The sequence below is a fragment of the Shewanella sp. S1-49-MNA-CIBAN-0167 genome (genome assembly GCF_040310145.1).
Taxonomy (GTDB): domain Bacteria; phylum Pseudomonadota; class Gammaproteobacteria; order Enterobacterales; family Shewanellaceae; genus Shewanella; species Shewanella psychromarinicola.
The window spans coordinates 112,401-135,974 of the sequence record NZ_JBEOPO010000007.1 but is presented as its reverse complement, the minus strand read 5'-3'; the positions used below and the strand labels follow the sequence as shown (position 1 = coordinate 135,974).

At 41.9% G+C, this 23,574-nt stretch carries 27 protein-coding genes; 14 read left to right on the top strand and 13 right to left on the bottom strand.

What is annotated here, in order from left to right; genetic code table 11:
* Positions 1-85 precede the first annotated feature (85 nt).
* The gene (locus tag AAEZ00_RS05125) at positions 86-484 is read left to right on the top strand and encodes a hypothetical protein (protein WP_101033987.1); all 399 of its coding nucleotides are present in this window, start codon (positions 86-88) and stop codon (positions 482-484) included.
* Positions 485-611: 127 nt separating this feature from the next.
* Here AAEZ00_RS05125 and AAEZ00_RS05120 read toward each other — a convergent pair whose 3' ends face one another.
* On the bottom strand, positions 612-1,964 hold the full coding sequence (locus AAEZ00_RS05120; protein ID WP_101033988.1) for a flavohemoglobin expression-modulating QEGLA motif protein: 1,353 nt from the start codon (positions 1,962-1,964) through the stop codon (positions 612-614).
* A 235-nt stretch (positions 1,965-2,199) separates the two neighbouring features.
* Between AAEZ00_RS05120 and AAEZ00_RS05115 the strand changes: the two genes are divergently transcribed.
* Entirely contained in the window at positions 2,200-3,177 is a 978-nt protein-coding gene (locus AAEZ00_RS05115) for a PDC sensor domain-containing protein (protein ID WP_351088408.1), read from the top strand.
* A 92-nt stretch (positions 3,178-3,269) separates the two neighbouring features.
* On the opposite strand, the gene AAEZ00_RS05110 is transcribed toward AAEZ00_RS05115, so the two are convergent.
* The 5 genes from AAEZ00_RS05110 to AAEZ00_RS05090 all read right to left on the bottom strand — a co-directional run bounded on the left by AAEZ00_RS05110 (position 3,270) and on the right by AAEZ00_RS05090 (position 6,631).
* Positions 3,270-3,446 (bottom strand): PA3496 family putative envelope integrity protein, encoded by a 177-nt coding sequence (locus AAEZ00_RS05110; RefSeq protein ID WP_164839435.1) that lies wholly within the window; start codon positions 3,444-3,446, stop codon positions 3,270-3,272.
* 345 nt (positions 3,447-3,791) lie between these two features.
* Entirely contained in the window at positions 3,792-4,478 is a 687-nt protein-coding gene (locus AAEZ00_RS05105; protein ID WP_101033990.1) for a TorF family putative porin, read from the bottom strand.
* 388 nt (positions 4,479-4,866) lie between these two features.
* On the bottom strand, positions 4,867-5,139 hold the full coding sequence (locus AAEZ00_RS05100) for an HU family DNA-binding protein (RefSeq protein ID WP_101033991.1): 273 nt from the start codon (positions 5,137-5,139) through the stop codon (positions 4,867-4,869).
* Between the two features lie 157 nt (positions 5,140-5,296).
* The gene (locus AAEZ00_RS05095) at positions 5,297-6,094 is read right to left on the bottom strand and encodes a response regulator (protein WP_101033992.1); all 798 of its coding nucleotides are present in this window, start codon (positions 6,092-6,094) and stop codon (positions 5,297-5,299) included.
* Between the two features lie 138 nt (positions 6,095-6,232).
* Positions 6,233-6,631, bottom strand: a complete 399-nt coding sequence (locus tag AAEZ00_RS05090; protein ID WP_232772135.1) for a hypothetical protein — start codon at positions 6,629-6,631, stop codon at positions 6,233-6,235.
* 66 nt (positions 6,632-6,697) lie between these two features.
* On the opposite strand from AAEZ00_RS05090, the gene AAEZ00_RS05085 reads away from it, so the two are divergent.
* Together AAEZ00_RS05085 and AAEZ00_RS05080 are read left to right on the top strand one after the other, a co-directional pair.
* The gene (locus AAEZ00_RS05085) at positions 6,698-7,207 is read left to right on the top strand and encodes a DUF4240 domain-containing protein (RefSeq protein WP_124012550.1); all 510 of its coding nucleotides are present in this window, start codon (positions 6,698-6,700) and stop codon (positions 7,205-7,207) included.
* A gap of 228 nt (positions 7,208-7,435) precedes the next feature.
* Positions 7,436-7,960 (top strand): DUF3016 domain-containing protein, encoded by a 525-nt coding sequence (locus tag AAEZ00_RS05080; RefSeq protein ID WP_351079186.1) that lies wholly within the window; start codon positions 7,436-7,438, stop codon positions 7,958-7,960.
* A gap of 232 nt (positions 7,961-8,192) precedes the next feature.
* On the opposite strand, the gene AAEZ00_RS05075 is transcribed toward AAEZ00_RS05080, so the two are convergent.
* On the bottom strand, positions 8,193-8,501 hold the full coding sequence (locus AAEZ00_RS05075; protein WP_101033996.1) for a prephenate dehydrogenase: 309 nt from the start codon (positions 8,499-8,501) through the stop codon (positions 8,193-8,195).
* Between the two features lie 52 nt (positions 8,502-8,553).
* Between AAEZ00_RS05075 and AAEZ00_RS05070 the strand changes: the two genes are divergently transcribed.
* Both AAEZ00_RS05070 and AAEZ00_RS05065 read left to right on the top strand, forming a co-directional pair.
* Positions 8,554-9,462 carry a TraB/GumN family protein gene (locus tag AAEZ00_RS05070; RefSeq protein ID WP_124012548.1) on the top strand — a complete coding sequence of 303 codons (909 nt, stop codon included), beginning with the start codon at positions 8,554-8,556 and terminating at the stop codon, positions 9,460-9,462.
* Between the two features lie 304 nt (positions 9,463-9,766).
* Positions 9,767-10,600: a MaoC family dehydratase gene (locus tag AAEZ00_RS05065; RefSeq protein ID WP_198554835.1), complete on the top strand. Its 834-nt coding sequence runs from the start codon at positions 9,767-9,769 to the stop codon at positions 10,598-10,600.
* 99 nt (positions 10,601-10,699) lie between these two features.
* Here AAEZ00_RS05065 and AAEZ00_RS05060 read toward each other — a convergent pair whose 3' ends face one another.
* Complete coding sequence (locus tag AAEZ00_RS05060; protein WP_124012547.1) at positions 10,700-11,590, bottom strand: aldo/keto reductase; 891 nt, start codon at positions 11,588-11,590, stop codon at positions 10,700-10,702.
* A 315-nt stretch (positions 11,591-11,905) separates the two neighbouring features.
* On the bottom strand, positions 11,906-13,546 hold the full coding sequence (locus AAEZ00_RS05055) for a mechanosensitive ion channel family protein (protein WP_351088407.1): 1,641 nt from the start codon (positions 13,544-13,546) through the stop codon (positions 11,906-11,908).
* A gap of 124 nt (positions 13,547-13,670) precedes the next feature.
* Here AAEZ00_RS05055 and AAEZ00_RS05050 point away from each other — a divergent pair, with 124 nt between their 5' ends.
* A complete protein-coding gene (locus AAEZ00_RS05050) occupies positions 13,671-14,000 on the top strand; it encodes a hypothetical protein (protein ID WP_198554782.1) in 330 nt (109 codons plus the stop codon).
* A gap of 5 nt (positions 14,001-14,005) precedes the next feature.
* On the opposite strand, the gene AAEZ00_RS05045 is transcribed toward AAEZ00_RS05050, so the two are convergent.
* Positions 14,006-14,131 (bottom strand): hypothetical protein, encoded by a 126-nt coding sequence (locus AAEZ00_RS05045; RefSeq protein WP_267898634.1) that lies wholly within the window; start codon positions 14,129-14,131, stop codon positions 14,006-14,008.
* 228 nt (positions 14,132-14,359) lie between these two features.
* Between AAEZ00_RS05045 and AAEZ00_RS05040 the strand changes: the two genes are divergently transcribed.
* The 6 genes from AAEZ00_RS05040 to rraB all read left to right on the top strand — a co-directional run bounded on the left by AAEZ00_RS05040 (position 14,360) and on the right by rraB (position 19,018).
* Positions 14,360-14,650 (top strand): ABC-type zinc uptake system zinc chaperone, encoded by a 291-nt coding sequence (locus AAEZ00_RS05040; protein ID WP_124012545.1) that lies wholly within the window; start codon positions 14,360-14,362, stop codon positions 14,648-14,650.
* An 87-nt stretch (positions 14,651-14,737) separates the two neighbouring features.
* Positions 14,738-15,934 (top strand): porin family protein, encoded by a 1,197-nt coding sequence (locus AAEZ00_RS05035; protein WP_124012544.1) that lies wholly within the window; start codon positions 14,738-14,740, stop codon positions 15,932-15,934.
* Entirely contained in the window at positions 15,918-16,823 is a 906-nt protein-coding gene (locus AAEZ00_RS05030) for a metal ABC transporter solute-binding protein, Zn/Mn family (RefSeq protein ID WP_164839436.1), read from the top strand. The genes AAEZ00_RS05035 and AAEZ00_RS05030 overlap by 17 nt, the downstream gene beginning before the upstream one ends.
* A gap of 4 nt (positions 16,824-16,827) precedes the next feature.
* On the top strand, positions 16,828-17,616 hold the full coding sequence (locus tag AAEZ00_RS05025) for a metal ABC transporter permease (protein ID WP_124012543.1): 789 nt from the start codon (positions 16,828-16,830) through the stop codon (positions 17,614-17,616).
* A 140-nt stretch (positions 17,617-17,756) separates the two neighbouring features.
* A complete protein-coding gene (locus tag AAEZ00_RS05020) occupies positions 17,757-18,491 on the top strand; it encodes a 1-acylglycerol-3-phosphate O-acyltransferase (protein ID WP_101034004.1) in 735 nt (244 codons plus the stop codon).
* Positions 18,492-18,592: 101 nt separating this feature from the next.
* Complete coding sequence (gene rraB, locus AAEZ00_RS05015; RefSeq protein ID WP_351088406.1) at positions 18,593-19,018, top strand: ribonuclease E inhibitor RraB; 426 nt, start codon at positions 18,593-18,595, stop codon at positions 19,016-19,018.
* 83 nt (positions 19,019-19,101) lie between these two features.
* Here the strand turns inward: rraB and AAEZ00_RS05010 are convergent, their stop codons facing one another.
* On the bottom strand, positions 19,102-20,058 hold the full coding sequence (locus AAEZ00_RS05010; RefSeq protein ID WP_124012541.1) for a GGDEF domain-containing protein: 957 nt from the start codon (positions 20,056-20,058) through the stop codon (positions 19,102-19,104).
* A 15-nt stretch (positions 20,059-20,073) separates the two neighbouring features.
* The gene (locus tag AAEZ00_RS05005; RefSeq protein WP_101034007.1) at positions 20,074-21,069 is read right to left on the bottom strand and encodes a response regulator; all 996 of its coding nucleotides are present in this window, start codon (positions 21,067-21,069) and stop codon (positions 20,074-20,076) included.
* Between the two features lie 670 nt (positions 21,070-21,739).
* On the opposite strand from AAEZ00_RS05005, the gene AAEZ00_RS05000 reads away from it, so the two are divergent.
* Positions 21,740-22,546, top strand: a complete 807-nt coding sequence (locus AAEZ00_RS05000) for a crotonase/enoyl-CoA hydratase family protein (RefSeq protein WP_124012540.1) — start codon at positions 21,740-21,742, stop codon at positions 22,544-22,546.
* Between the two features lie 34 nt (positions 22,547-22,580).
* Here the strand turns inward: AAEZ00_RS05000 and AAEZ00_RS04995 are convergent, their stop codons facing one another.
* Positions 22,581-23,453, bottom strand: coding sequence for a DUF3530 family protein (locus AAEZ00_RS04995; protein ID WP_351088405.1), 873 nt, complete (start codon positions 23,451-23,453; stop codon positions 22,581-22,583).
* Positions 23,454-23,574 lie beyond the last annotated feature (121 nt).

Below are 23,574 nucleotides of genomic sequence, written 5' to 3'. Positions count from 1 at the left end.
CTAGTTCGTTAATCTAGTTTAACAATAGTGACTATGAGCATGTTCATCAGCACATTGATGAGTATGCTTTTTAAAAAGGATTTTTATGAGGCAGATTGTTTTTACGGTATCAAGTGCTGCAATGTTGATCGCGGTGCTAGTGTCGGGTTGCTCTAACCTGTCACTGCGAACCAATGCGGGTACACTTGCTTTAGGCAACGCTACGATAGCAGGGGTTGATACCTATACCTCTACAGGAATATCCAGGTTCAAAGCGCAGTTTCTTGGCGATGTGACCACTTCATATTGTGAAATTTCATCGAATCCTGAGAAGTTAGATGATCTCCCAAGTACGTCTTCAATGATTAAGTCACTCAAATTACAAGTGACCCAACGAGGCGGTAATGCCATTGTGTTGAAGCAATGCGGCAAAGTTAATTACCCATCTTGTGCTGTTTATTTAGAGTGTAACGGCGAGGCGTATGTCATCGACCGTGGTTTTTAGCGCGATGAGTTTTTAACGTTTATTACAGCCATGCAATAGGCGTTAGTTCAACCTTTACTAAGTGCTCTTTGTTTAACAGGCTAAGTGCGACTATGTCACATTTAGCCTGTTAGATTTCCAGTGTGGTTTATTCGAAGTTGTTGTCAAACTCTGAATCTTCAAATAAGTCGACCGCGGAGGTTGGCGTAACATTTTTGAATTGGCGGGCAAAATGACGCTGGACCCCTTTTAAATCGATGTTGCCAATACCCGAGGAAAAACCAAACCAAGCATAAAGGCCACTAATATCTGCAAACATACGCGGTAAATATTTCGGTTGAGCAATAATGCCTTCTTGGTAGGCCTGATACAGTACCGGAATATCTTCGATGGCGAGTTTACCTAAAAATAGCATTGGGATTAACTCAGGTAATCCGGTGCTAATCGCACTTCGAATAAAGTTAATGTTTTCAACATAACCGCGCACATAAGAAATATCTTTGGTGAAAAAACTACCGCCGCTGACCATGCCACCACGAAACACCCGTTGAGTAACCCGATAGCTGTCTTTTGAGCTTAGATTAAGGTTTCTAAAGTAGCGATAGACCTCAATAAAGTCAGCTCCTTGTTCAGCCATGTCGACGGCGGATACGCGGTCACTGATACGCCGAGCACGTCCAGGATTTGAGCTAAGCGTTAGCATCTCCATTAATACTGCTAAACCTTCTTGCGACGCTGTCACACGTGGCGAGCCGACACTGAGCCAAGTTGCATGGGGTTGAGCGCGACCGTTAAGTGTGGTGCCCACATGAACCCAGCCTTCATGTACCTCATATACATTAAGATCCGACTCACTAAACATGGCGCGAGTGTTCAGCTTTACGGTATCGCCACCCACCGACGCATCAGACACAATACCATCACTCAATTGAACGTGAATCTCGTCGTCGTGAAAATACTTTACTAAGCGTTCGCTCAATACATTTACCGCTTCTGGGGCGGTAACAATCTTAGGATGACGGCTACTCATGTGGCGCGCGGCTGGCAACGAAAAGATATGGCTTAAGCGATCGCCAAGTTGGCGTAAAGTGTGACGATCGCCATGTAACTTGTGGCTCGCACTGCCGTATAGCTCTTGGCTAAGTTTACCAAACATGGGGTTTCCACGATTGTGGAGCATGTCTATCACGATCCGATATTGATCAATGTTTGCCAGTAGAATTTTAGCTAATTTATCGCGTTTACCTAAACCACGCTCAACGGCACTTTTTAAGCCTTGCAGGTCGGTTTGGGTTTGATCTGCATTAAATGCCAGAGGAATAGACTGATAGAAATCATTGCTGACATTGGGCAACGTTTTACTTTGTTTCGCTAAAAAATCATCTTCAATTTGTCTTGGCCATTTTATCGAGTCTAAAATTTTAATGGGTGCTTGGATGCGAATCAATTCATCAGAAAAACGACGAATATCTTGTTGATAACGCAATAAAGAGTCAGACATTGTCTTTTCCTAATCTAGATAAGGTTGTAAGCAGTATTAGCACCCATATTAGCAGATGTTGATCACAAAACGGCAATGATAAAAGACAGCATATTCAGCACTGTTTTAGTGCAATTTATCACTGTATTTCGCCTTTTCTCGCTGATAGTTTTTTTAAGTGTCTGAAAATAATAGTTTATTATTTATGGCATTAAAACTACTTTGTCTAAAGTAATCATAATTAAAAGGAATATTTATGGCAGCGATGAGCTATTTAAGTGTGATTGAGCGTTATCATGAATATGAAAATTTGGTACACGAATTATTAGAGTCTATTTTGATCGGTGTGGGAGATATTAATTTATTCGAACAACACATATCGGCTAAAATTTTTGAAGATATGGCAATAAGCTATCCCTTCGTGGATCTTATCTATTTACTTGATAAAAAAGGGATACAAATGTGTCCTAATATCAGCGTCATTAATCAGCAAGTTAAGTTAATGACCTGCGGTCATCATGCTGATCGAAGTCAGCGACCTTATTTTACTCAATTAGCTGCCATCGACACAGTCCATATTACCCGGCCCTATTTATCTAATTCCGGTGCGGGATTGTGTTTGTCGGCATCGCAAATGATTAAATCGACCTCTGGGCAAGTGGTTATTGTGGTTATTGATGTTAACTTAACACGATTGATCGAGTTTATGATGGGTGACAGCGCTAGGCGCAAAATTTCGCCCTTTTTTAAAAGTATTTATACTGCGATTGTACTGTGCCTTTTTGTATTGGTTAGTGTACTCATGTGGACAGTGATCCGTGATATTTACACGTTATTTAGTCAAATATCTGCAACTCATGACCCGCTAGAGCCTTTTGGTATTATCATTTTTCTTACGTTGGCATTAGCGATTTTTGATTTGGGTAAAACCATTTTAGAAGAAGAGGTGCTGATGCATAAAGATATCTTCCGCCACAGCTCCACCCGAAGAACGATTACTCGATTTATTTCAACCATTCTGATTGCGATTTCAATTGAAGCCTTATTGACCATGTTTAAAGCGTCTCTGGGAGAACAACAATATATTGAGCCGGCAATTTTAATGATGTTGGCGGTGGTGGGATTATTGGTGGGCTTGGGTATATATGTGTATTTAGGCGCAAAAGCTGAGTTGTTGCTCACGCAAACACAAGTTGGTAAACATACGCGCAGGATACAGGCTAATAATGAATAAGGTCTTACGAGTGCATTAAGATTGCTACTCACTGACTTAGTTACTCATTTAAATAGACAGGGATAAACGATACGAGCGTTTATCCCTATTTTTTAGAAGAAGTCGTCATCGCCAATTGCTTTACGTAATTGAGCTTGTTCGAGGAAATCTTCTAATCTTCGTTTTACTTGGCGTTTATGTTGTAATGCTTCAGCGGATTTAACGTTTCTAGGCGTTGTCATCGCGTCCATCTCTGTGTCATCAGGCACTCTTTCAGTAAGATTAGCCATAACAAAAACCTCAGGTTGAATAAAAGCGTGGTATTAATTCAATGAGCATTTTCTAACTAAAAAAACGTAAATAGGGAAGTAAAATATTTTTCCTCAATTGGACAGCTATTTTTACCTTTCTCTCTGAGCTTAGCAGTAAATGTATTTCTTGCTAGTAAAATATATAACCTTGTAGGTGCAGTGTATTTATCGCTAAATATTTTTGATGTTGTGATGTGATGTTGTGATGTGATGTTGTGATGTCCTGAGATAATGACTCCAGATCAATACAGATAAAAAAACGCCACCTTTCAAGTAGGTGGCGTCGATATACGCAAAAAAGTGAGTGTGGGAGAGTGTTACTCGTTATAGCGTAAACCCGTACGAGTAGCCTAGAACTACTTTTGCATCATTGTCTGGTAAGTCAGTGTCAGACGCCATAAACGATACTGTACCGATATCGGTTTCAGCACTTAATGTGACGTTGTAATCTGCATAAGTGTCACCGAATAAATCTTCAACCACATCGCCTTGTGAATAACCGTAGTGGAATGCGACGCTGAGTTTTTCTGTTAACGGAAAACTGGCATTGGCTTGAATATAGTTCCAGTCAGTTTCGTCATCTGCACCTGACACACCATTATCAGCATTGATCACTTGAGAATAGCCGACATCTAACCATTTCCAACCTAATACCAGAGAGACTTCACCAAAGTCAATGCTGCCACCGGCATCTGGATAGGCATAATAAAGGTAGCTGATGTCGTAAGTTAGGTCTTCAGTAAAGTTACCACCATAACCGCCGTAAAGATCTAACTCGTAGCTGGTTTCATCACCGAAATCGACATTAGATGCCCAAGTACCAGCATAAAATCCAGAGTCATGAGCATAGTCAATGCCACCTTGAATGGCTGCTTCATTATTGGTTTGCGTGGTGCCACGCCATAAATAGTTTGATGTTGCGCCAATATTGCCAGTGACTTCAGCAAGGGCAGAGCCGCTTAGTAATAAGCCAGTTGATAATGCAATTGCTTGATATAGTGATTTTTTCATCTTCATCCCTTAACGTTTTATTATCACAGAGGCATTTATTTTTATTAAATGAACTCAATGTTGGTTTATCTGAAGATTAAATAGCGAATCGCGTGCCAACTCTGTTTTTTTAAATTAATCATAAACTTATATATTTATGGATCATTTTGTTGCATCTTTGTTGCGGCTTAATGATGCAGGGTTGCACTTTTTTTGTGCAACAATACCTTGAGGTGTAGCTATTTGCTTATGTTGTGTAGGTTCGTTTTTTTCTCGATACGATAGGGTTAAGGATGGGATCTTTTATAGTGTGTAGCTCAGGCTCTCGCAGATAATCAACCTTGGGAAATGAGCAATAAAAAACCTCCATTGAGGAGGCTTCTATCAAAAAAAGTACTACACGTAAAAATTAATTAACGCTGTCTTTTAAGGTTTTGCCAGCTTTAAACTTAGGTACTGTAGCGGCTGCAATTTGAATTTCTTTACCCGTTTGTGGGTTACGGCCAGTACGAGCAGCACGTTGAGTGGTTTCAAAAGAGCCAAAACCAACAATAGAAATCTTGTCACCATTTTTCATCGCTTCAGTAACCGCTTGTTCGAAAGATTTTAGAGCGCGGCCAGCTTCAGCTTTAGTTAACTCAGCATTTTCAGCAATTTTTGCAATTAATTCACTTTTGTTCATATTGATATTCTCTGCTTTCCATAGAAGTGATTTTGTAAAACATTATTAACATGCCACAAGCTATGCTGGTTTAAAAGCACTTTATCCCATAAATTCAGTATCTGTAATAGTTTTAAAGCAAATTATGTTGAAATAATGGCTTTATTTACGCTGTCAGTTACTCATCCAGTAGTTGGTAAAGTATTTTCTTGACTAACTTTGGTTCAAAAGGCTTATCACATAAGGCGTTAACTCCTGCACTAAAGACATTACTTAAGTGAGTTTCATTGGCTTCAGACGATACCATTAGGATCGGGATATGTGATTGATGACTTTGATTGCGGATATATTGGGTTAATGCCAGTCCGTCTACTGAGGGCATGTTGTAGTCGGTTATCACTAAATCATACATATTATCTTGCATTAGGCTGATGGCTTGTTCACCGTCGACCGCTTCGGTGATCAGTTGCATCCCTAAGTTGCCTATGGTGCGTTTGATGACATTGCGCGCCATACGGCTATCGTCGACCACTAACACCCTGATGTTATGCACATCAAAATGGCTTAAATCTAGCTCGTCGTGGCTAAGTAAATCAATGGTTGAATTAAGCGCCGTCGCTAAATGTTCGGCATTAAATGGCTTAGGCAAAATAGCGACAACGCCTGACTGCCTAAATATGTCGAGTTGTTCACGTCGACACTCACTGGAAACGAGCATAAATTGAATGTCATTTAATGCTGGGGTGCTGTTGATGTACTGCAGTAGTTCAGTTGCTTCACCATCGACAAAATGCAGCGCGCTAGCAATTAGGTCGGGTTTATGGCGTTGGATAATCTCTTTGGCTTCGGTAATCGTTGCGGCAGTTTGAATACTGGTCACACCCTCTTGCTGAAGACGAGTAATAATAATTTTGCGTTGAGTCTCTGAAGGTTCAAGTAATAGGATGGATAACTCACTCGGGGATAAACTGGTCATATTTTACGTTCCAAAAATATATTTATTATTATATTTATTATTATTCTAATGTAGCATTTATGGGTAATTTATACCCTCAAAATACTTTAAGGATGACAATCAAACCTGAGTAATATCGTCTTATATTTATGTTTGTATTTACTTTTTAATAAGATAGTCTCGAGTCACATTCGACAGCCCTACCCACCATTGAAATACCACTAGGCTCAACAGTAATAACCATAGAGGGATCAGTGGAATGTTATAACCTTGAAAGACAAGTTTTACGTCATCAGGGGTGATTTGATAGGCAATCACCGCTGTCGTTGTCATGGCGGCAAGCCCGAGTGTTTGTAAGCTGACATAGCTGAGTAACAATATCTTTGTCCATGCCGCACGTTGCACTATACCGATTAACATCGGGATCACGCCCAGTGTTAATAAATCAAATGCTTGAAAGGTTATCGCCCGCCAAATTGCAATAAGGGTGAGTACAACATACAGTGAGATGAGGAGCATGACTCTAATTGGCATACGTGGGGCAGTGTTTTGGTTCATATTAGTCATCGAGTGGGACAATTTGAGGTAGAATATCGCACAAAATAGAGTGATGGGTACATTTAGATGACAGAAACACATTTTTGGGCGCTAGTGACCCGTGATCATGCTGAGCAGTCTTCTGCTGAACTCGAGCTGCGTTTACGCCAACAATTACAAACGTTAGACGATGAAGCGCTCAAATCATTCGATAAAATGTTAGGCCAACAGTTACGTCGTAGTTACTTATGGTCAGTCTGGGGCGCGGCATACATTGTTACTGGTTGCGATTCTGATTATGGCTTTGCTGAATTTAGGTGTTTTGTATTATCACTAGGTCAACAATGGTATGAAAAAATACTGGTTAATCCTGATAGTTTGGGTGAGCTTGAACAGTGGCCTCTAGTGGATCATTATGCCTATCCGTTTGTGGAAGATTATGACCTAATCCCAGGGCAGATTTATGAAGACCGCACGGGTCATGAATTACCGTTTGTCCCTTCAGGACAAAACTCGCCTGTAGGCAAAAAGTTTAGTACCAAACCTAAAGTGATGCGCCAAACCTATCCATTACTGAGTGCACGGTTTCCTTTTTAGTCATATGAGTTCCATGAAACGCTAATTATGGGACTATTAAGTGTTGGTTCAGCTTGAGAGGGCTATAGTTAATGTATAAAGATGATAGTACTTATCGCTAACATTTATGTTAATCATCAAAATGCGTATTGCAGCATGACAAAAAGTTGTTCTAACGGGGTGTAACTATCAAGATCACGGCTTAAATAAGTTGTAATGAAAGCATTTTAAGTCCTTTGGAGGTGTATTATGAATGTAAAATACTTACTGCTTGCTTCGGCATTGATGTGTCCAGTTGCGATGGCAGAAGACGTGCCAGAACCTAATCCGGTTACCGAAGTGGGTGTGGTTAAAATTGAATGGCAAAACCCAAAAGATTTCCGTGATATTAAAACCTCAAATGAACTCCAATCACGATTCGAAACCCGTTTATTTGAAACCTTAACCAAAAATATCAACAAACAAGCGCAAAAAATCTTAAAGCCGGATCAGAAACTTGACATGAAAGTGACTGATTTTGATTTAGCAGGAGATATGCGGCCTACTTTTGGCGCCGCACCAGGTGATTTGCGTATAGTAAAAGATCTTTATCCACCACGCGCAACATTCAGCTACACCATTACCGAGAAGGGTAACGTCGTTATCGCTGGTGATGAAAAAATTACCGACATGAGTTTTATGCACAACACGCGTCGTTTCAATAACAGCCCCTTTCAATATGAAACCACCTTGTTTACCGATTGGTTACAAAAGAGTGTTGCGCCAAAACTATAAACCTTGGCTATTGAGCACTAAGTACGGCAAATATACAGACAAAGGTGGGTTAACATACGTGTTGCCTGTTTTTTATTAAGGCTTGAATTTCATCTTTAGTGGTTTGATGAGACATTGCTGATAGCCAATTAGTTTGGCCATTGATTGTCGTCAATGATGTTAGTAAAAGCATGGCGAGAAAAGTCAAACAAGGAAGGTTGCTCCTGCATGAGGCTCAGCAGGAGCATAAAGATTATTTGGACAGTTTAAACACTTGCAGCGTTTGCAATAAGGTTGCAAGTTTTTTGACAAAGGCTTCGAGTGTTTCTGGTGCCACATGAGTGCTATTTTGCATGGCATCAAATTCTGCTACCAACTCTTGGACATAGGGTAAGAAGCGGTTGCTACTTTCTGTAAAACCTTGATCTTCTGCGAAAATCGCCACAAACTTACCGTGACCGGCCTTTCGTAACTCGTCTAGCCGAGCATCTGAATCAATGGCTTGTCTATAGGCTATTTGCAGGTTTTCTTTTATCTGTAGAAAAACATTTGTGTACGACATAGTTGCCTCATAGTGCATGTGCAAAGAATAACGTTAATTATAAGGAGCTGCTATGCCGGCAACAAGCAAAAGTCCGCTTATTTTCAATATCAGTTTGATTTATCATCGCTTACCGCGAGATTGCTACGCTTTAGCCGCGCTTATGCTGTGGTTCATGTCGGCACCAGCAGCTGCGTTGGATTCTCCGGTATTTTATAAGATTGACTATCAACAACAGCAAGCGTACTTACTGGGCTCAATTCATATTGGCCGCCAAGATTTTTATCCTTTGGCGCAGCATATTGAGTCAGCATTTAGGCAATCGGATGCGCTAGTGGTTGAAGCGGACATCAGCCAAGGGGATACCGGCGCGCTATTGCAGCAATACGGCGGTTTGTCTGCCGATATTGCTGCAGATGTTAATGCTAGCAGAAGTGTTTTTTGCCAAAGTAATCAGACCCTGTGCCAGGCATTATCACCGTATGCACCTTGGCTGCAGTCGGCGCAAATTAGTATGGGCCGTTTTGCTCAGTTAGGTTACAGTCCAGAGCAAGGCGTCGACGCTTATTTTATGGCAAATCGTCATGATAAAGCCTTGGTTGAGCTAGAAAGTATTCAGTTTCAATTTGAATTAATTTCGTCATTTTCAACGGCGACTCAGTTGCAAATGCTCGACGATTCGATTAACGCTAGCGATGGTGAAATGCTTGATTTAATTTATGCTTGGCGACAAGGGGATGACAGTGCGCTGGCGACTATTATGGAATCACAACCAGGCGATGCTGATGAATTACTCGAAAAGTTGCTGTGGCAACGTAATCACACCATGACGCAAAAAATCATCCAGTTGTTACAACATAAAACCCACAAGCAATTATTTATTGTGGTTGGCGCCGGACATATTGTCGGTCAACAAGCCATTCCTGACTTACTAAAACAACAAGGTGCAACGGTCACTCGTTGTAGCTTGTTACAATGCTAATGTCGTTGTCGCGAGGTAATATTTCAACCCCATTAGCTCAAAATAATTAGCTCAAAACAGTTAGCTGAAACAATTAGCTCATGGTGATGCCGCTTGGCCAGTAAAGTGCCGGGAAATAGTGTGTTAGTTAAGTCAATATAGGCCTTAACGACACGCTGATTTAAATGAATTAAGTAATTAGCGGTTTAGCAACACCAAGACTCTAAGGTATAATGATCCACTAACCGTTTTGCAGCACATGCTTTTTGCTGCCAATTAAGGGTACAACATTGTGAGTCACGACTACACTATCGAATTAAAAGCGATGCCTTCGCTTTTGTCTTTGTATCGCAAAATCCTGTTTGGACGTAAACCGGGATGGGACCAACAACCGCTTCCCAATATTTATGTGCAAGCACAGAATGTGGTGTTGTCTCAAGATAAAACTCGCCAATATGCTGCCGTGTGTGGTTTTGAATACGATGGAGTGCTGTTGCCGCCAACGTATTTGTATGTCTGGGCATTTCGTTTACATGCGATGATCTTTACCCATAAAGCAGTTACATTTCCGTTACTTGGAATGATCCACTTAAAAAATAGTATCCGTATATTACGCCCGGTGCGAGTCGATGAAACATTGACAGTACAGTGTGAGCTCACTGCAAGTCGCACTACCGATGCAGGACTTGAGTTTGAGCTGGCGTCAAAGGTGTTTGTCGGTGAAGAGTTGGTATGGCAAGCATTATCAACTTATTTATATCGTATTGAGTCGACAGGGCGCCGCGCTCGCCCCCCAAAAGTCTCTGAGATGGCATGGGAAAACGTACAGCAATGGCGGTTAACTGATGACTTAGGTCGTCGTTATGCTAAAGCTTCTGGCGATTATAACTTAATCCATTTACACCCTTTGTTGTCAAAACGCTTTGGTTTTGAGCGAGTGTTGGCCCATGGTATGTGGTCTAAAGCGCGTGCGTTATCTCAGTTAATGACCTTTATTGGCGAGAGACCTTTTCAGGTTGATGTTGAATTTAAATTGCCGGTGTTTATGCCGTCGGATGTAACGTTTGCATTTGAAAGTATTGAGAACGGTAAACGTTTTGAAATGCGTGACGTTAAAGGTCGTCGATCGCATTTGCAGGGTAAAGTCACCTATTTATAAGCTGATAAACCTCAAATAGAGGGGATTAAGCGTAAGTGGTTATCAAATAACGATGATAAAAAAGCTCAGGTTAATTCCTGAGCTTTTTTTATGGCAGACTTAAGGTACCGAGTGGCCCATTGCCGCTTGCCAAATACTAAACCATTGTTGGCGGTCTAGCTGAATGTTAGCTGAATTTACCGCGCTGGTTATACGTTCTAGATTGCCACTGCCGATAATGGGGGCAGGGCGACTCGGATGCATACGAACCCAGGCGTAAATGACTTGGCTAATGTCTTGTGCGCCAACTTGCTGAGCAATATCGCGCAAAGTATTGCGAATTCGAAGTGCTTGAGGCGTGTTTGCTGAAAAGATCTCCCCACCGCCCAAGCAAGACCATGCCATTGGGGTTATGCGGTGTTGTTGACACTGATCAAGTACCCCATCATGCAAGCTTTGCATGGTTAAAGGCGATATTTCTACCTGATTGGTAATCAACGGAGCGTTGAGGCGTGATTGCAATAAATCAAATTGGCTGGTGGTAAAGTTAGACACACCAAAATGACTGACTTTACCTTGCGTATGCAATTGCTCAAAAGCTGCTGCAATCTCGTCTGCATTCATCAATGGATCAGGGCGATGGATGAGTAATACATCTAAGTGATCGGTTGTTAACTCGGTGAGTGAATTTTCTACACTTTTAATGATATGCGCTTTACTGGTGTCGTAATGATTAACATAACGGCCATCATAACCATCAAACGCTGGCTTAATACCGCACTTACTGATCAGCTGCATTTGCTGACGTAATGATGGTTTTAGGGTTAAAGCTTCACCAAACAGCGTTTCACATTGGTATATGCCGTATATATCGGCATGGTCCATACAGGTTACACCAAGCTCAAGATAATGTTCAATTAAGGCAAGTCGTTGCTGTGGTGACATATTCCAAGCATCAATACGCCAAAATCCGCCAATGAAATCTGAAAAGGTAAAGGTAGGTTGGCTCATAGTTTACTGTTTAACCTCAGCTCGGGATAATAAACGCTTATCAAACCGTTCTTTGCCCTGCTATCTGCGTTGCATTGACTTGCAATAGTCCGCTATTGGCGCAGTGACTAATACGTGTGGGCGCCTTGTTAGCAAAACAAATGGCAAGTTTGATGTGAAATGGATGAACTACGCTGATTTCTAACTATTTACCTCATCTCTTAACCTGAGTTGAGGCTATTTAATCATTGTTGAATCGCACTATAACAAAATGTATGACTAAATCAGACTGCATATGGATCTTGCTGATTTAGCCATAATTAACTTGGCAGCGAGTTACTTTTGATAAATATGCACATCGCGTTGTGGGAAGGGAATGCTAATACCTTCGGCATCAAAGCGTATTTTTACTTCGCGAGTGATGTCCCAGTAAACTTCCCAGTAATCATCGGGGGTAACCCAAGGCCTTACAATAAAGTCGACTGACGATTCGCCCAATGTGTGTAGTTTAACCATCGGTTCTGGATGCGCTTGTACTTTTGGATGTTGCTCGACAATACTTTTTAAAATGGTTTCAGCATGCTCAACATTGTCGCTGTAACTAATGCCAAAAGTCATGTCGACCCTGCGTTGATGCTCGGCGGTAATATTATTGATGGTGTCGCCCCAGATTTTATTATTAGGCACAATAAGCCGTTGATTATCTAATGTTTTAATTGTGGTTGATACTAAGCTCATGTGGCTGACGCGACCTGTGACATTAGCGGCATTGATTAAGTCACCAACATCAAATGGGCGATAAATTAAGATCATCATGCCAGAGGCGAAGTTTGACAATGTGTCTTGCAGTGCAAACCCGATAATCACCCCCGCAATACCAAAACCAGCGAGCAAGGGCCCAAGCTCAAACCCAAGCTGTGATAAGGCAATTAACAACCCTACAGCAAACACCACTTTACTGGACAGCGAGATAAAGAACTCTTGCAGCAATTGACTAAACTGTAATTTAGATGCTCGCACCGTTTTAGCGATAATTTTGGTGACAATTTTGGCCACTAGACTGGCCACAAATAGAATGAATAGAAAAACTACAATTTTAAACGTTAAACTGGGGCCATTATTAATCGTTTGATCTTTTATCACTTTAGCCCAACCTTGTAGCAAGTTAGATGCGACGCTAAAATTCAATACATCCTGGGTAATATCACCTGACACGCTAAACAATGTTTGTTTAAATTGCGCCACATCTTGGCCTAATGTTTCCAGTATTGCCGCTGAAACCGCTAAGGTAGAGCTGCTGTGCTCCAAGCGCTCTTTTAACGCCATCACATTGGCCTTTTGTTCGGGCGTAATGTCGACTCCAGCACTTGATGCTTCGGCAACGGATTTTTGTAATTTATGTTGAGTGTAATGCACCAAACTGTCGAATTGGTCGGCCCGTTCGAGCATAAATTCAGTCAATTTCTGCAGTTGAATACTGACATCCATATCCAGCGTTTCTGCCCATTGCAGTGTGGTTAGTTGCGCCTTAAGGTAATGGTCGCGTTCAAATTCACGTTGTGAAATAGCTAAGATAATTTTACTGTCATCTTCTTGGCTCACGCCAAGACGCATAGCCATAATTTGGTCGTCTAAGTAAGTCTCGACTTTCTCTAAAAAGGCCATTTGGCTTTGCACTAAGGCTACTAGGTATTGTTGGTCTGCGTCTGGTGCAGCAATTAACTGACCAATTTTGTCGTGTAATTCAGATGATTTATCGTTAATACGATACTCAGTAAATGCACGCTGTTCACCTTTTTTCTGCAGCAATAATAGGCTTTCTTGCTCGATAGTTTGTTGTAAGCGGCTTATTTTATCTTGAGTATTGGTTAGCTGACTCACGGCGACAATTGGAACCACGACGTCTTGTTCAGCACGAAGAGATGGCGACGTAAACATTGCCAAGGTGAATAATAACGAAAGTAAAATCCGTAGCATATAAGGTCGTCCTTTGACGCTGAGTTTTGCATATAATAGTCGAAAATTCCTGTTGGAGCCAAGTACAGTAATGGGTCGGTTAATTTGTTATACTTGCCGCCATTATTGAACCGAGGGAATTCTCATGTCGCTGCAATGTGCTCATTGCTATAAATCTTTTTCAATTGCGAAAGTGACTGGCAGTCGCGGCAAAGGTTTGTCGGTAGAAGTGCAATGTCCGCACTGTTTGGCTTGGCTTGGGCATAATAAATTACTGGCAATTGCCAAAATAGTGGGGTTTTATGGTGGCGTAATCTCAGCCGCAGTAGGTTATTTTGTTGAGGGTGTTGGATTTATCACCACGCCATTGATTATTTTGGCCGTTATCATGGTTGGTATCTCGCACGTTATGGACCATTTACTGCTGATTGAAGCCCCTGAAAATGATCCAAATCTAGCGCCTACTGTTAAATAAAAGCGTTATTTAACCTCAATAACTTGGCTTTCGAGTGATGCTTCAACGTAGTAAATCCCGCCTAGCACGACCGTTGCAACAATAAGCATCACTAAAATAACCCCGATGTTTTGACGAATAAATTGTGGCATGGTGTTTGTCCTGTAATGGTGATGTTTTACACATGCTTTATGGTATGAGTAATAGCTTAAGCATATCTTAAAAATAACGCTTTAGTTACTCATTATAGTCGTTAATGTTATATGTTAATTATGACCATAGTGAATATGTCACATGAATTGTCACAATCTAAAGGTTGCTTTTCGGCGACGGTCTTTTACACTTGGGCTCACTTTTATTAACCTGATGGAGTTGTGCTGGTGAGTTCCCGCATCAAAATAAGACGAACTATCGCAATCTGGCTTAGTGCCATCTTGATTGTGTTGTCTATTGCGGCGTCTGCGCACTCAGTAAAACATCTCGATGACGGCGTACAAAATCATTGTACTTTGTGTTTTCATCAGCATCAGCTTAATAAAACGCTTCACTCTTCTCCTTTTGTGTTTGCCATTATTAAGCAAACGTTCGAGCGTCAGCAATATACGCTGCCTTTTTTATTCAGTGTATTCCAATCTTACTACCACAGCCGTGCCCCTCCCGCATCTCGTTAGTCCAACATTGTAATTAATTAATTTCCGTTATCTGCTGGTTTATTTTAAACCCAGGTAGGCGGCTACTTGTTGTATTTTGGAGATATTATGTCTGCGTTAAACACACGTGTTTCGTTACTGGCACTGGCTTGTGCTGTGAGTTCTTATTCTGCAATGGCAGAAAATTCTAGTCTAACTAATCCTAGTATTAGTGCGGTACTCGATGGTTATTATCAAACCGGCGATCGACCATTGGCTGAACGTGCCGAAGGTTTTGGTTTAGGCGAAACTGAATTGGCCTTAAGCGCCAATATTGATGAGATGTTTTACGGTAAAGTAACTGCAGTGGTTGAGTCTCATGATGGCGAAACAGAGCTCAATTTAGAAGAAGCCTTTATCCAAACGTTAGCTATGCCATACGGTTTATCGGTTCGTGCGGGTCGTTTCTTATCGGATATTGGTTACTTAAATAACCAACATTTACATACAGATGCATTTTCGGAACGTCCTGCCGCATATCGTGCATTTTTAGGTGGTCATTATTTTGATGATGGTATTCGTTTAAACTATGTTGCCCCAACGGATCTTTACTGGACCATGGGTGTTGAAGCATTTAAAGGTGAAAGCCTACGCGCTACAGATGAACACGGTGAGCGTGATTTTGATGATGTTGGCGTTTATACCGCCTTAACCAAGATCGGTGGCGATATCGGCATTGAAAGTTCTTGGCTGCTAGGCTTGAGTTACCTTCGCAATCAAAATGGTCAAGCTTATGCAGAGGATGAGCATGAAGATGCCGTGGTTGATGAAGAAGGACACACTGAACATAGCCATAGTGCGTCATATACAGGTGAAAACACCTATATTGCAGACTTTGTCTATAAGTGGGCACCCAATGGCAATTACAAGTACCAAAATTTAACCTTGAGTGGTGAATATTTTAGAGTGACTGATATTTTTGCTGCAGAGCCAGGGCATATCCTTGATGCTGATGATGAGGAGATAAATTCTGATGATTACCATCAAGGTTGGTATGTAAGCAGTGTGTATCAATTCTCGCCAAGTTGGTCTGCTGGTGTTCGTTATGGCCAAATTGATACTTATGAGAATCACGAAGATCACCTAGAACCACAGAAATTAAAAGAGTCTGAAGTGAGCCTTGCTTGGCATAGTAGTCATTTTTCTACCGTGCGCTTGCAATACACTCATCAGACTGGGACCAATTTCGATGGTTTTGAAGATGATAATATCCTTACTCTACAATATGTTATGTCATTAGGAGCTCACGGTGCGCATCAATTCTAAATTGCTTTTAGCAGTGACTTCAATGTCGTTGCTGTTTACCGCGACAGCCAAAGCGGAACTTAACGTGTTTGCTTGTGAACCTGAATATGCAGCATTAGCGCAAACCTTAGCACCTGATGCGAGAGTCTATTCGGCGACCACAGCGATGCAAGACCCACATCAAGTGCAAGCACGACCTAGCTTGATTGCCAAAATGCGCCAAGCTGATTTGGTCGTCTGTGCTGGGGCTGATTTAGAAATCGGTTGGTTGCCTATGCTACAAATGAAGTCTGCTAATCCGAAGGTTAACTCAACGGATAAAGGACTGTTTTTTGCGGCCGACCAAATTGATACCCTTGATAAGTTAGCCAGCGTTGATCGTTCAATGGGCGATGTGCATGCAAAGGGCAATCCCCATTTGCATTTAGATCCCGAGCGGATGTTGACGGTTGCACAAGCGCTGAGTGCTAAGCTCGCTGAAGTCGATCCTGATAATGCCAGTCGTTATACCCAGTCATTGAGCGACTTTAGTCAACGTTGGCAAGCTAAAATACCCCAATGGCAACAGCAAGCTAAAAACTTAGCCGGTAAAAAGGTCATTGCGTACCATTCTAGCTTTCGTTATCTATTTAATTGGATCGGCATTGAACAAGTGGCCGACCTTGAACCTAAACCCGGTTTAGCGCCGACCAGCAGTCATTTAGCTAAATTACTCACCCGCGCTGAAAAAGGTGATGTGATGGCAGTGATCGTGGCGTCATACCAAGATGAGCGGGGGGCTAAATGGTTAGGTGAACGTGCCAATCTGCCGGTCTTGGTGTTGCCTATTTCTGTGGGGGGCAACGATCAAAGTACCGACTTAATTAGCCTCTATGACAGCTTGCTTACATTATTGAATGGAGTGAAATAACACTATGTTTGATGTTGAGTTACTGTCTATTCTATTGCCTGCGTTAGTGGCAGGACTATTAGTGTTATCAACCCATGTGTTGTTAGGTCAGCAAGTGCTCAAGCGTGGCATTATCTTCATCGATTTGGCTATCGCTCAAGTTGCTGCGTTGGGCGCAATCGTATCGCACATGGATCATAGAGTAGAAGCGTTACCGTTTGCTCATGTGTGGATGCCAGCCTTGTTTGCATTAGCCGGTGCAGGCGTTATCGCTTGGATGGCAAAGCATTTAGTTGGTGAGCTTGAAGCCTTTATTGGTTGCTTTTATGTACTGAGCGCAGTGGCGGCAATGTTGCTACTCGCCAATGATCCTCATGGTGCTGAGTTACTCAAGCAGTTAATGTCTGGTCAAATCTTGTGGGTCAGTTGGTCTCAGTTAGTGTTACCAGCCATGGTTTCAGCGGCTATAATTGGGATTATTATCGTTAAACCACGGGTGTTAGATGGCGGCGGTTTTTACTTTTTATTTGCATTAGTGATTACCTTGTCGGTAGAGTTAGTCGGCGTGTATTTAGTGTTTAGCACGTTAATTTTACCCGCGTTGGCATTAAACAAATATCAAGGTAAAACCAAGCTTGCTTGGGCTTATGGGGTCGGAGTTGTTGGGTATATTGCTGGGCTTGTATTGTCTGCTAGTTATGATTTACCCAGTGGTGCAGCCATTGTTGCGACATTAGCGTTAAGCGCATTGTTGTTTAGAACCTTTCTGAAATTGCGCTCATCGACAGCGGTTGGTCAACCTGCTAATAGCTAATAGCTAACCTGTCATATAAACGAGGTTATTCTGCCCCACATCACAGGGGCAGAGTATTTCAGCTTACATATGTAAACAAAACGTTGAGTCCCTAGACTGGCGTCGTTATACTGTCGCCAATTTTATTGCAGGAGTATGTTGTGCTGCTTATCGCTCGTTTAATTATTCTCGCCGTGCTGTTATTTTTAGCCTTTGTATTTGCAATTGTTATTTGCCTTTTTCGGCCAATGCATCGCGACAATGTACATCTGGTTGCCCGTTTTTTTGGTTCGGTTGCACCGGTATTAGGTATTAAGGTCATTAGACGTGCTCATCCAGTCAGTGCAACATCGCAACCGTGTATTTATTTAGCCAATCATCAAAATAATTTTGATTTATTTACTCATACGTCAGTTGTGCCTAAAGGGACTGTCAGCTTAGGTAAAAAGAGCTTGGTGTGGGTACCCTTATTCGGGCAAATTTATTGGCTATCAGGCAATATCCTTATCGATCGTAACAATCGTCATAGTGCATTTGATACTATGGCTAAAACCGTTGATAAAATGAAGAATAAACTCCTGTCAGTGTGGATATTTCCTGAAGGGACTCGTTCACGTGGTCGTGGATTATTACCATTTAAAGTCGGCGCATTCTATACTGCTGTTGCGGCTCAGGCGACGATAGTGCCAGTATTGGCTTCTTGTCAGAACCACATTAAGCTTAATCGTTGGAACAACGGCGTGGTGATTGTAGAAATGCTTGAGCCGATTGCAACGACAGGCTTAAGCAAGAGTGATGTGAAAGCGTTAAGCGCTAAGGTGCATCAAGTGATGTCAGCGCGTTCGGTTGAATTAAACAAAGAAGCCAAAGCATTAACGCTGCAAGCGAGAGCATAACACGGTTATCGGTCGCCAAAGATCGGCCATAAGCTCGCAACTTGTGTCAGTTTGGGTATAATTGACTAAATTTTTTACCAGTCTTATTTACGGAGTAATCCATGTCTGTTGAGCGTCAGTTAAAAGAACAATTTGCTGAAAATCTCGAAATTGTTGATGCCTTACTTGCTGATGGTTCAGAGCCTGATGCGGAATATACTATTGAGCATCATTTTTCGGCGACTAATTTTGATCGCCTAGAAAAAGCCGCTGTTGATGCCTTTAAGCTTGGTTTTGAAGTGAACGATGCAGAAGAAATGGAACTTGACGATGGCTCAGTTATTTTCTGTTTTGACGCCATTGCCAAGCATAAGTTAGAGGTTCCATTACTGGATAAAGCCTGTGAACAGTTGATTCTATTAGCGGCCAAGCAAAAAGTGGATTATGACGGTTGGGGCACTTTCTTTGTCGGTGATGATGAAGATGAAGACGACGATGAAGACGACGATGAAGACGATGACGATGAAGTAGATGATAAATTTCATTAACAAATCGATTATTTAATAAGATAAAAAAACGCCCATCAATGATGAGCGTTTTTTTTTGGTTATAGGCTATCGTTGATAGGCGATTATTTATAGATAATACTTTTATTACGGCCTTGTTGCTTAGCGACATATAGGGCTTTATCAGCACCAGATAACCAGTTTGAGCTACTGTCTATTGCTGAGTCTAAATCGTTAATCCCTAAACTTACCGTCACTTTTATAAGCCGATTTTCGAATGTCACTTCAGACGCTTCAATGCGTTTTCGTAAACGTTCGGTAAAGTTCAGGGCATCTTCTGCTGTCGTTTTAGATAACACCACCCCAAATTCTTCACCGCCATAACGGCCAGCACAGTCTGTTTCACGTAACGCTTGCGTTAACAAATAGGCAATATGTTGGATCACTTTGTCACCGGCAGGGTGACCATATTCATCGTTAATACGCTTAAAATTATCGATATCAATCATCACCAATGACGCCGCATCACCGTAGCGTGAATAACGATCGAATTCTTTTTCCATGCAGCTTTGCCAATGGCGACGATTATACAATTGGGTTAACCCGTCGATTTGGCTGAGTTGTTCAAGTTGCTCGTTGGCTGATTTTAGTTGCAGTTTGTTGACCGCAATGTCTGTTACATCATAGACAATAATGCTGATATGAGTGATTTGGCCGGTTAATGACGCTAATGGTAATAAGGTAATGTTTTGAAACATAAAATCGGCTCGACCCGTTACTGGACGATAGTTTTTAAATTGGAATACATAGGGACGTTGTTCCCAACTAATAAACGTACGATTTTTAAGTAAAAAAACCGATTCCATTTTTTGTTTTAACCAACTGGCCGGTAAACCTGGAAACTTTTCAAAGAGATTATCACCTTTAATCGAATTGGGTGACACGCCACTGTGGTTTTCCATAAAACCGTTCCAAAGTTGGATGTTATAGTCGCGATCGAGCACCACTAAACCCACCTCGATGGTTTGTACCATATCGATTAGCCAGTGGAGTTCGTTCATCGCACTTTGGTCATTTGACATAAAAAGTATCCAAGGTTAATCGAGTAAATAGCCAAGCTTGTAGTTTAGCGTTGGAATTGAATCCTCAGTAAACAGCAGCAGAAGATCACATTCAATATTGTAATCTTCTATCCGATATTTGATTTCCATCGCCAGTGTTCGTTGCCATTTGTCTGAGTTGTCGTGAATGAGCTCATTGACACTACAGTGTCGGCCAAGTACGACCGGATGTGACTGACTGAATTTCATATCGAGTTGTTCAGAAATGCCATTTAAAAAGGCCCCAATGAGCACATTGCCGGTGTCCATCATCACTTCAATTTCAGTATTAATGTCTTCTGGATTCTCTAATCCCATTAGCTTGGCCATATCTTCAAAGCTTGAGTCATGGAACAGTAGCAGTGCTTCGCCCGCAATTCCTGCGCCAATAAAGCCTTGGCATAGGCCTGAGACGGTTGAATTTCGTTCTGTGGCTTTTAAGGCCATGGTCAATTCACTGACTTCAAGCACATTAACGTTAGGGATAGGTAATACAACAAATACATCAAGAAGCTTAGCGAGTAAGTCTGCTGCTCTGCCCATCGCGACGTTGGCTATTTCTTGGCATGCATCACGCATATCCACTTTCATCATTGGAGTGTCGTTAGCTTTATTGCCCTGGGTAAGGGTTAAAATACCGTACTCTTGAAGAATATGACTGATAGCCTCTGCACTCACGGGTTTTTGAATGAAGTCCAGAGCACCTAAGGCTTTGACCCGTTCGTGAGCCTTAATTTGAATATCACCTGAGACCACAATAATTAATGCAGGTAAATCTTGTTGTTGTACCGCTTGCAGAACTTCGTAGCCATCCATAACCGGCATATTGAGGTCAAGAAAGACAATCTCACCTTTACCTGCGCGAATAACATCAAGGCCTTCTGCGCCATTGGTAGCGTAGCTGATCTCGACATCCCAATCTTTGGGGAGTGTTCTTGCCATTTGTTTTCTAGCGAGTGCTGAATCGTCGCATATTAATATTGGGATGGTCATTGTTGCTGGTTTTCCTTCTTTCGCCTTAATAAAAGAAACTCATGAATGACCCACGAGTGTACAGGCGGGCAGATTATTATAAGAATTTAATACAGCGATTTTAATCTATTGGCGCATTATACGTATTTGCTAATAATATTGGTAACTTAGTTTTAACATTTGCTCGATTGGGTATCATGTTAAATGCTGTATTTCAGCGCCTAACTGCAACTAGGTTGGACTGATTTTATCGTCGGTACATGAGCATACAAGGCTTTATATACCCAAGCCACTCCAACATGCGCGTTTCAGTGCTCCCGTAGGATAACTGAATCAGGCAGTGATTGAAGAGAATGGTTACTGCCTTTTTAATATCACTATTCCTAGGTTCTAGGTCGCTACGCTACTAGGAACTCGCAAGCTCGCCAGAGGGCGGTGCTTCGCTCCTTCTAGGTGCTAGGTTTTAGGTCCTAGGATCTAGAAGCGTAGCGTCCTCGAAGACCGCAGGTCGTCCTAGCAGCCGTAGGCGCCCTATTCCTATACCCTTGAACTCGGTCACTGGATAACATTTTACTCAAAAAAACCTGGTAATATTTTGACCTGCATCGATTATTGGTCATGTTATTACTATTCGACAGAGAGTACAGATATGTTAGTCTAAAAACTGGACTGACCAGTAAAAGGATGTTTCATGGAACGAGAGTTAATTAAATTCACGGTAGATAATGGTATTGCACATGTTTGCTTGAATCGACCCACTAAGATTAACGCGCTCAATGTTGAGATGTTTACCGCGATTGATAAGGTCATTAAACAGATCCGTGCTAACAAGCAGATTAATGCGGTGATTTTATCCGGCGCCGATGGGAACTTTTGCTCTGGTCTTGATGTGAAAAGTGTGGCTAATTCCCCCACTAATGTACTGAAACTATTATTCAAGTGGTTGCCTGGTAATGCAAACTTAGCACAGCGCGTGTCTTTGGGCTGGCAACGTTTACCTATTCCGGTTATCGCGGTATTAGAGGGTTGTTGTTATGGCGGCGGAACTCAAATTGCCTTGGGCGCCGATATCCGTATTGCGACGCCAAACTGTCAGTTGTCGATAATGGAAGCAAAGTGGGGACTGGTGCCAGATATGGCAGGTCTGGTGGCGTTAAGACAAATAATGCCGAAAGATAAAGCATTAATGTTGACCTATACCGCGGATATTTTAACGGCTGAGCAAGCACTCGATCTAGGCTTGGTGACTCAAATAAGTGACAACGCTTATGAGTGTGCGACCTTGTTAGCGCAAAAAATCATGCTTACTTCACCCGATGCGAACGCTGCGATCAAACGCAGTATTAATCAAAGTTGGACGGCTTCTGTGCGCAGTTTATTAGCGCGAGAGTCGCTGAGTCAAATTCGGTTATTATTGGATAAAAATCGAGTGATAGCAGCGATAAGACAAACCAAAAATCCTGACAAAGCCTATCGCGCCCGCCAATCTTGGTGGTAGCAGAGTGTTGACCGAGATCTTATATTCGCAAATATTATCTACCGATAATGGTTCTGGCGAAGCCTTCGATTTGATCGAGGGCTTCTTCCCAGCCACTGGGGTTGCTTAAATCTAAACTCATCTGATATTGGCGATAATATCGAGCCGATTTAACTTGGTTCAAGTGAAGCCGAGTCGGTGCTTGTTCCATTGAATTAGGATGCGCATCCGATGACTGAATATCGAGGATTGGAATAGACATGGCGACTAATTGTTCTGCAATCGATTTACGCTGACTTTGCGGATCAATTAAATATTCATATTCACGATAAGGGTTGATCAACACCAACATATCAGGCGTGGGAATTTTTTTATCATAAAGTAAATTGGTGATCATGCCTGCACTGTCATCAATCACGATCAGAATTTGGGCTCCTGGAAATAAACCTGTGGTGGAGCTTAACTGATTAAGGGCTTCATTTAGACTAGCTTGTTGAAAATTTCGTAGTTCAAGTAACTGAGATGAATCATATTTTGGTGTGCTTTTATTGCTACTAAGTTGTAACTGTTGGGTACCTGCCTTGGTGATATCTTCAGGTTTTGTGGCATAGTTGGGCCGGTATAGCCCTTTTGCCGGTGTTAAGCTAATACTTGCCCAGCCACGGCTATTAATTGTTGTTCTTAGGTAGCTGGCTAAACCTGCGGCATCAGCATCGGTGTCGGATGCGGCAATAATGGTTACTGAACCGAAGTGTTTTTTGCTCTGCCAAGACCTAACGAGAACTTTACTTTGCTTGCCGTCGATAGTGACAAATTTAATTTCATCAGCAGACAGGTGAGCATATTGTTGCTGCGCCTGTGTGAAGGGCATCGTCGCCAATATGCTTATCGATACGATTAATAACTGACTAAGTCGACCTAGTTGCACGATAACCTCGAGCGAATAACATCATAATATGATTAGCTTAATGTATTTTGGTGGCAAAAAACAATGCCCTGATAAACAGGGCATTGTTGATACAAGATTGTTGCTACAAAATTGTGTAATG

What these genes read in the sequence shown, in the direction of transcription:
- AAEZ00_RS05125 (WP_101033987.1), top strand. Translation starts at nt 86, where the DNA reads ATGAGGCAGATTGTTTTTACGGTATCAAGTGCTGCAATGTTGATCGCG.
- AAEZ00_RS05120 (WP_101033988.1), bottom strand. Translation starts at nt 1,964, where the DNA reads ATGTCTGACTCTTTATTGCGTTATCAACAAGATATTCGTCGTTTTTCT.
- AAEZ00_RS05115 (WP_351088408.1), top strand. Translation starts at nt 2,200, where the DNA reads ATGGCAGCGATGAGCTATTTAAGTGTGATTGAGCGTTATCATGAATAT.
- AAEZ00_RS05110 (WP_164839435.1), bottom strand. Translation starts at nt 3,446, where the DNA reads ATGGCTAATCTTACTGAAAGAGTGCCTGATGACACAGAGATGGACGCG.
- AAEZ00_RS05105 (WP_101033990.1), bottom strand. Translation starts at nt 4,478, where the DNA reads ATGAAAAAATCACTATATCAAGCAATTGCATTATCAACTGGCTTATTA.
- AAEZ00_RS05100 (WP_101033991.1), bottom strand. Translation starts at nt 5,139, where the DNA reads ATGAACAAAAGTGAATTAATTGCAAAAATTGCTGAAAATGCTGAGTTA.
- AAEZ00_RS05095 (WP_101033992.1), bottom strand. Translation starts at nt 6,094, where the DNA reads ATGACCAGTTTATCCCCGAGTGAGTTATCCATCCTATTACTTGAACCT.
- AAEZ00_RS05090 (WP_232772135.1), bottom strand. Translation starts at nt 6,631, where the DNA reads ATGAACCAAAACACTGCCCCACGTATGCCAATTAGAGTCATGCTCCTC.
- AAEZ00_RS05085 (WP_124012550.1), top strand. Translation starts at nt 6,698, where the DNA reads ATGACAGAAACACATTTTTGGGCGCTAGTGACCCGTGATCATGCTGAG.
- AAEZ00_RS05080 (WP_351079186.1), top strand. Translation starts at nt 7,436, where the DNA reads ATGAATGTAAAATACTTACTGCTTGCTTCGGCATTGATGTGTCCAGTT.
- AAEZ00_RS05075 (WP_101033996.1), bottom strand. Translation starts at nt 8,501, where the DNA reads ATGTCGTACACAAATGTTTTTCTACAGATAAAAGAAAACCTGCAAATA.
- AAEZ00_RS05070 (WP_124012548.1), top strand. Translation starts at nt 8,554, where the DNA reads ATGCCGGCAACAAGCAAAAGTCCGCTTATTTTCAATATCAGTTTGATT.
- AAEZ00_RS05065 (WP_198554835.1), top strand. Translation starts at nt 9,767, where the DNA reads ATGCCTTCGCTTTTGTCTTTGTATCGCAAAATCCTGTTTGGACGTAAA.
- AAEZ00_RS05060 (WP_124012547.1), bottom strand. Translation starts at nt 11,590, where the DNA reads ATGAGCCAACCTACCTTTACCTTTTCAGATTTCATTGGCGGATTTTGG.
- AAEZ00_RS05055 (WP_351088407.1), bottom strand. Translation starts at nt 13,546, where the DNA reads ATGCTACGGATTTTACTTTCGTTATTATTCACCTTGGCAATGTTTACG.
- AAEZ00_RS05050 (WP_198554782.1), top strand. Translation starts at nt 13,671, where the DNA reads ATGTCGCTGCAATGTGCTCATTGCTATAAATCTTTTTCAATTGCGAAA.
- AAEZ00_RS05045 (WP_267898634.1), bottom strand. Translation starts at nt 14,131, where the DNA reads ATGCCACAATTTATTCGTCAAAACATCGGGGTTATTTTAGTGATGCTT.
- AAEZ00_RS05035 (WP_124012544.1), top strand. Translation starts at nt 14,738, where the DNA reads ATGTCTGCGTTAAACACACGTGTTTCGTTACTGGCACTGGCTTGTGCT.
- AAEZ00_RS05025 (WP_124012543.1), top strand. Translation starts at nt 16,828, where the DNA reads ATGTTTGATGTTGAGTTACTGTCTATTCTATTGCCTGCGTTAGTGGCA.
- rraB (WP_351088406.1), top strand. Translation starts at nt 18,593, where the DNA reads ATGTCTGTTGAGCGTCAGTTAAAAGAACAATTTGCTGAAAATCTCGAA.
- AAEZ00_RS05010 (WP_124012541.1), bottom strand. Translation starts at nt 20,058, where the DNA reads ATGTCAAATGACCAAAGTGCGATGAACGAACTCCACTGGCTAATCGAT.
- AAEZ00_RS05005 (WP_101034007.1), bottom strand. Translation starts at nt 21,069, where the DNA reads ATGACCATCCCAATATTAATATGCGACGATTCAGCACTCGCTAGAAAA.
- AAEZ00_RS05000 (WP_124012540.1), top strand. Translation starts at nt 21,740, where the DNA reads ATGGAACGAGAGTTAATTAAATTCACGGTAGATAATGGTATTGCACAT.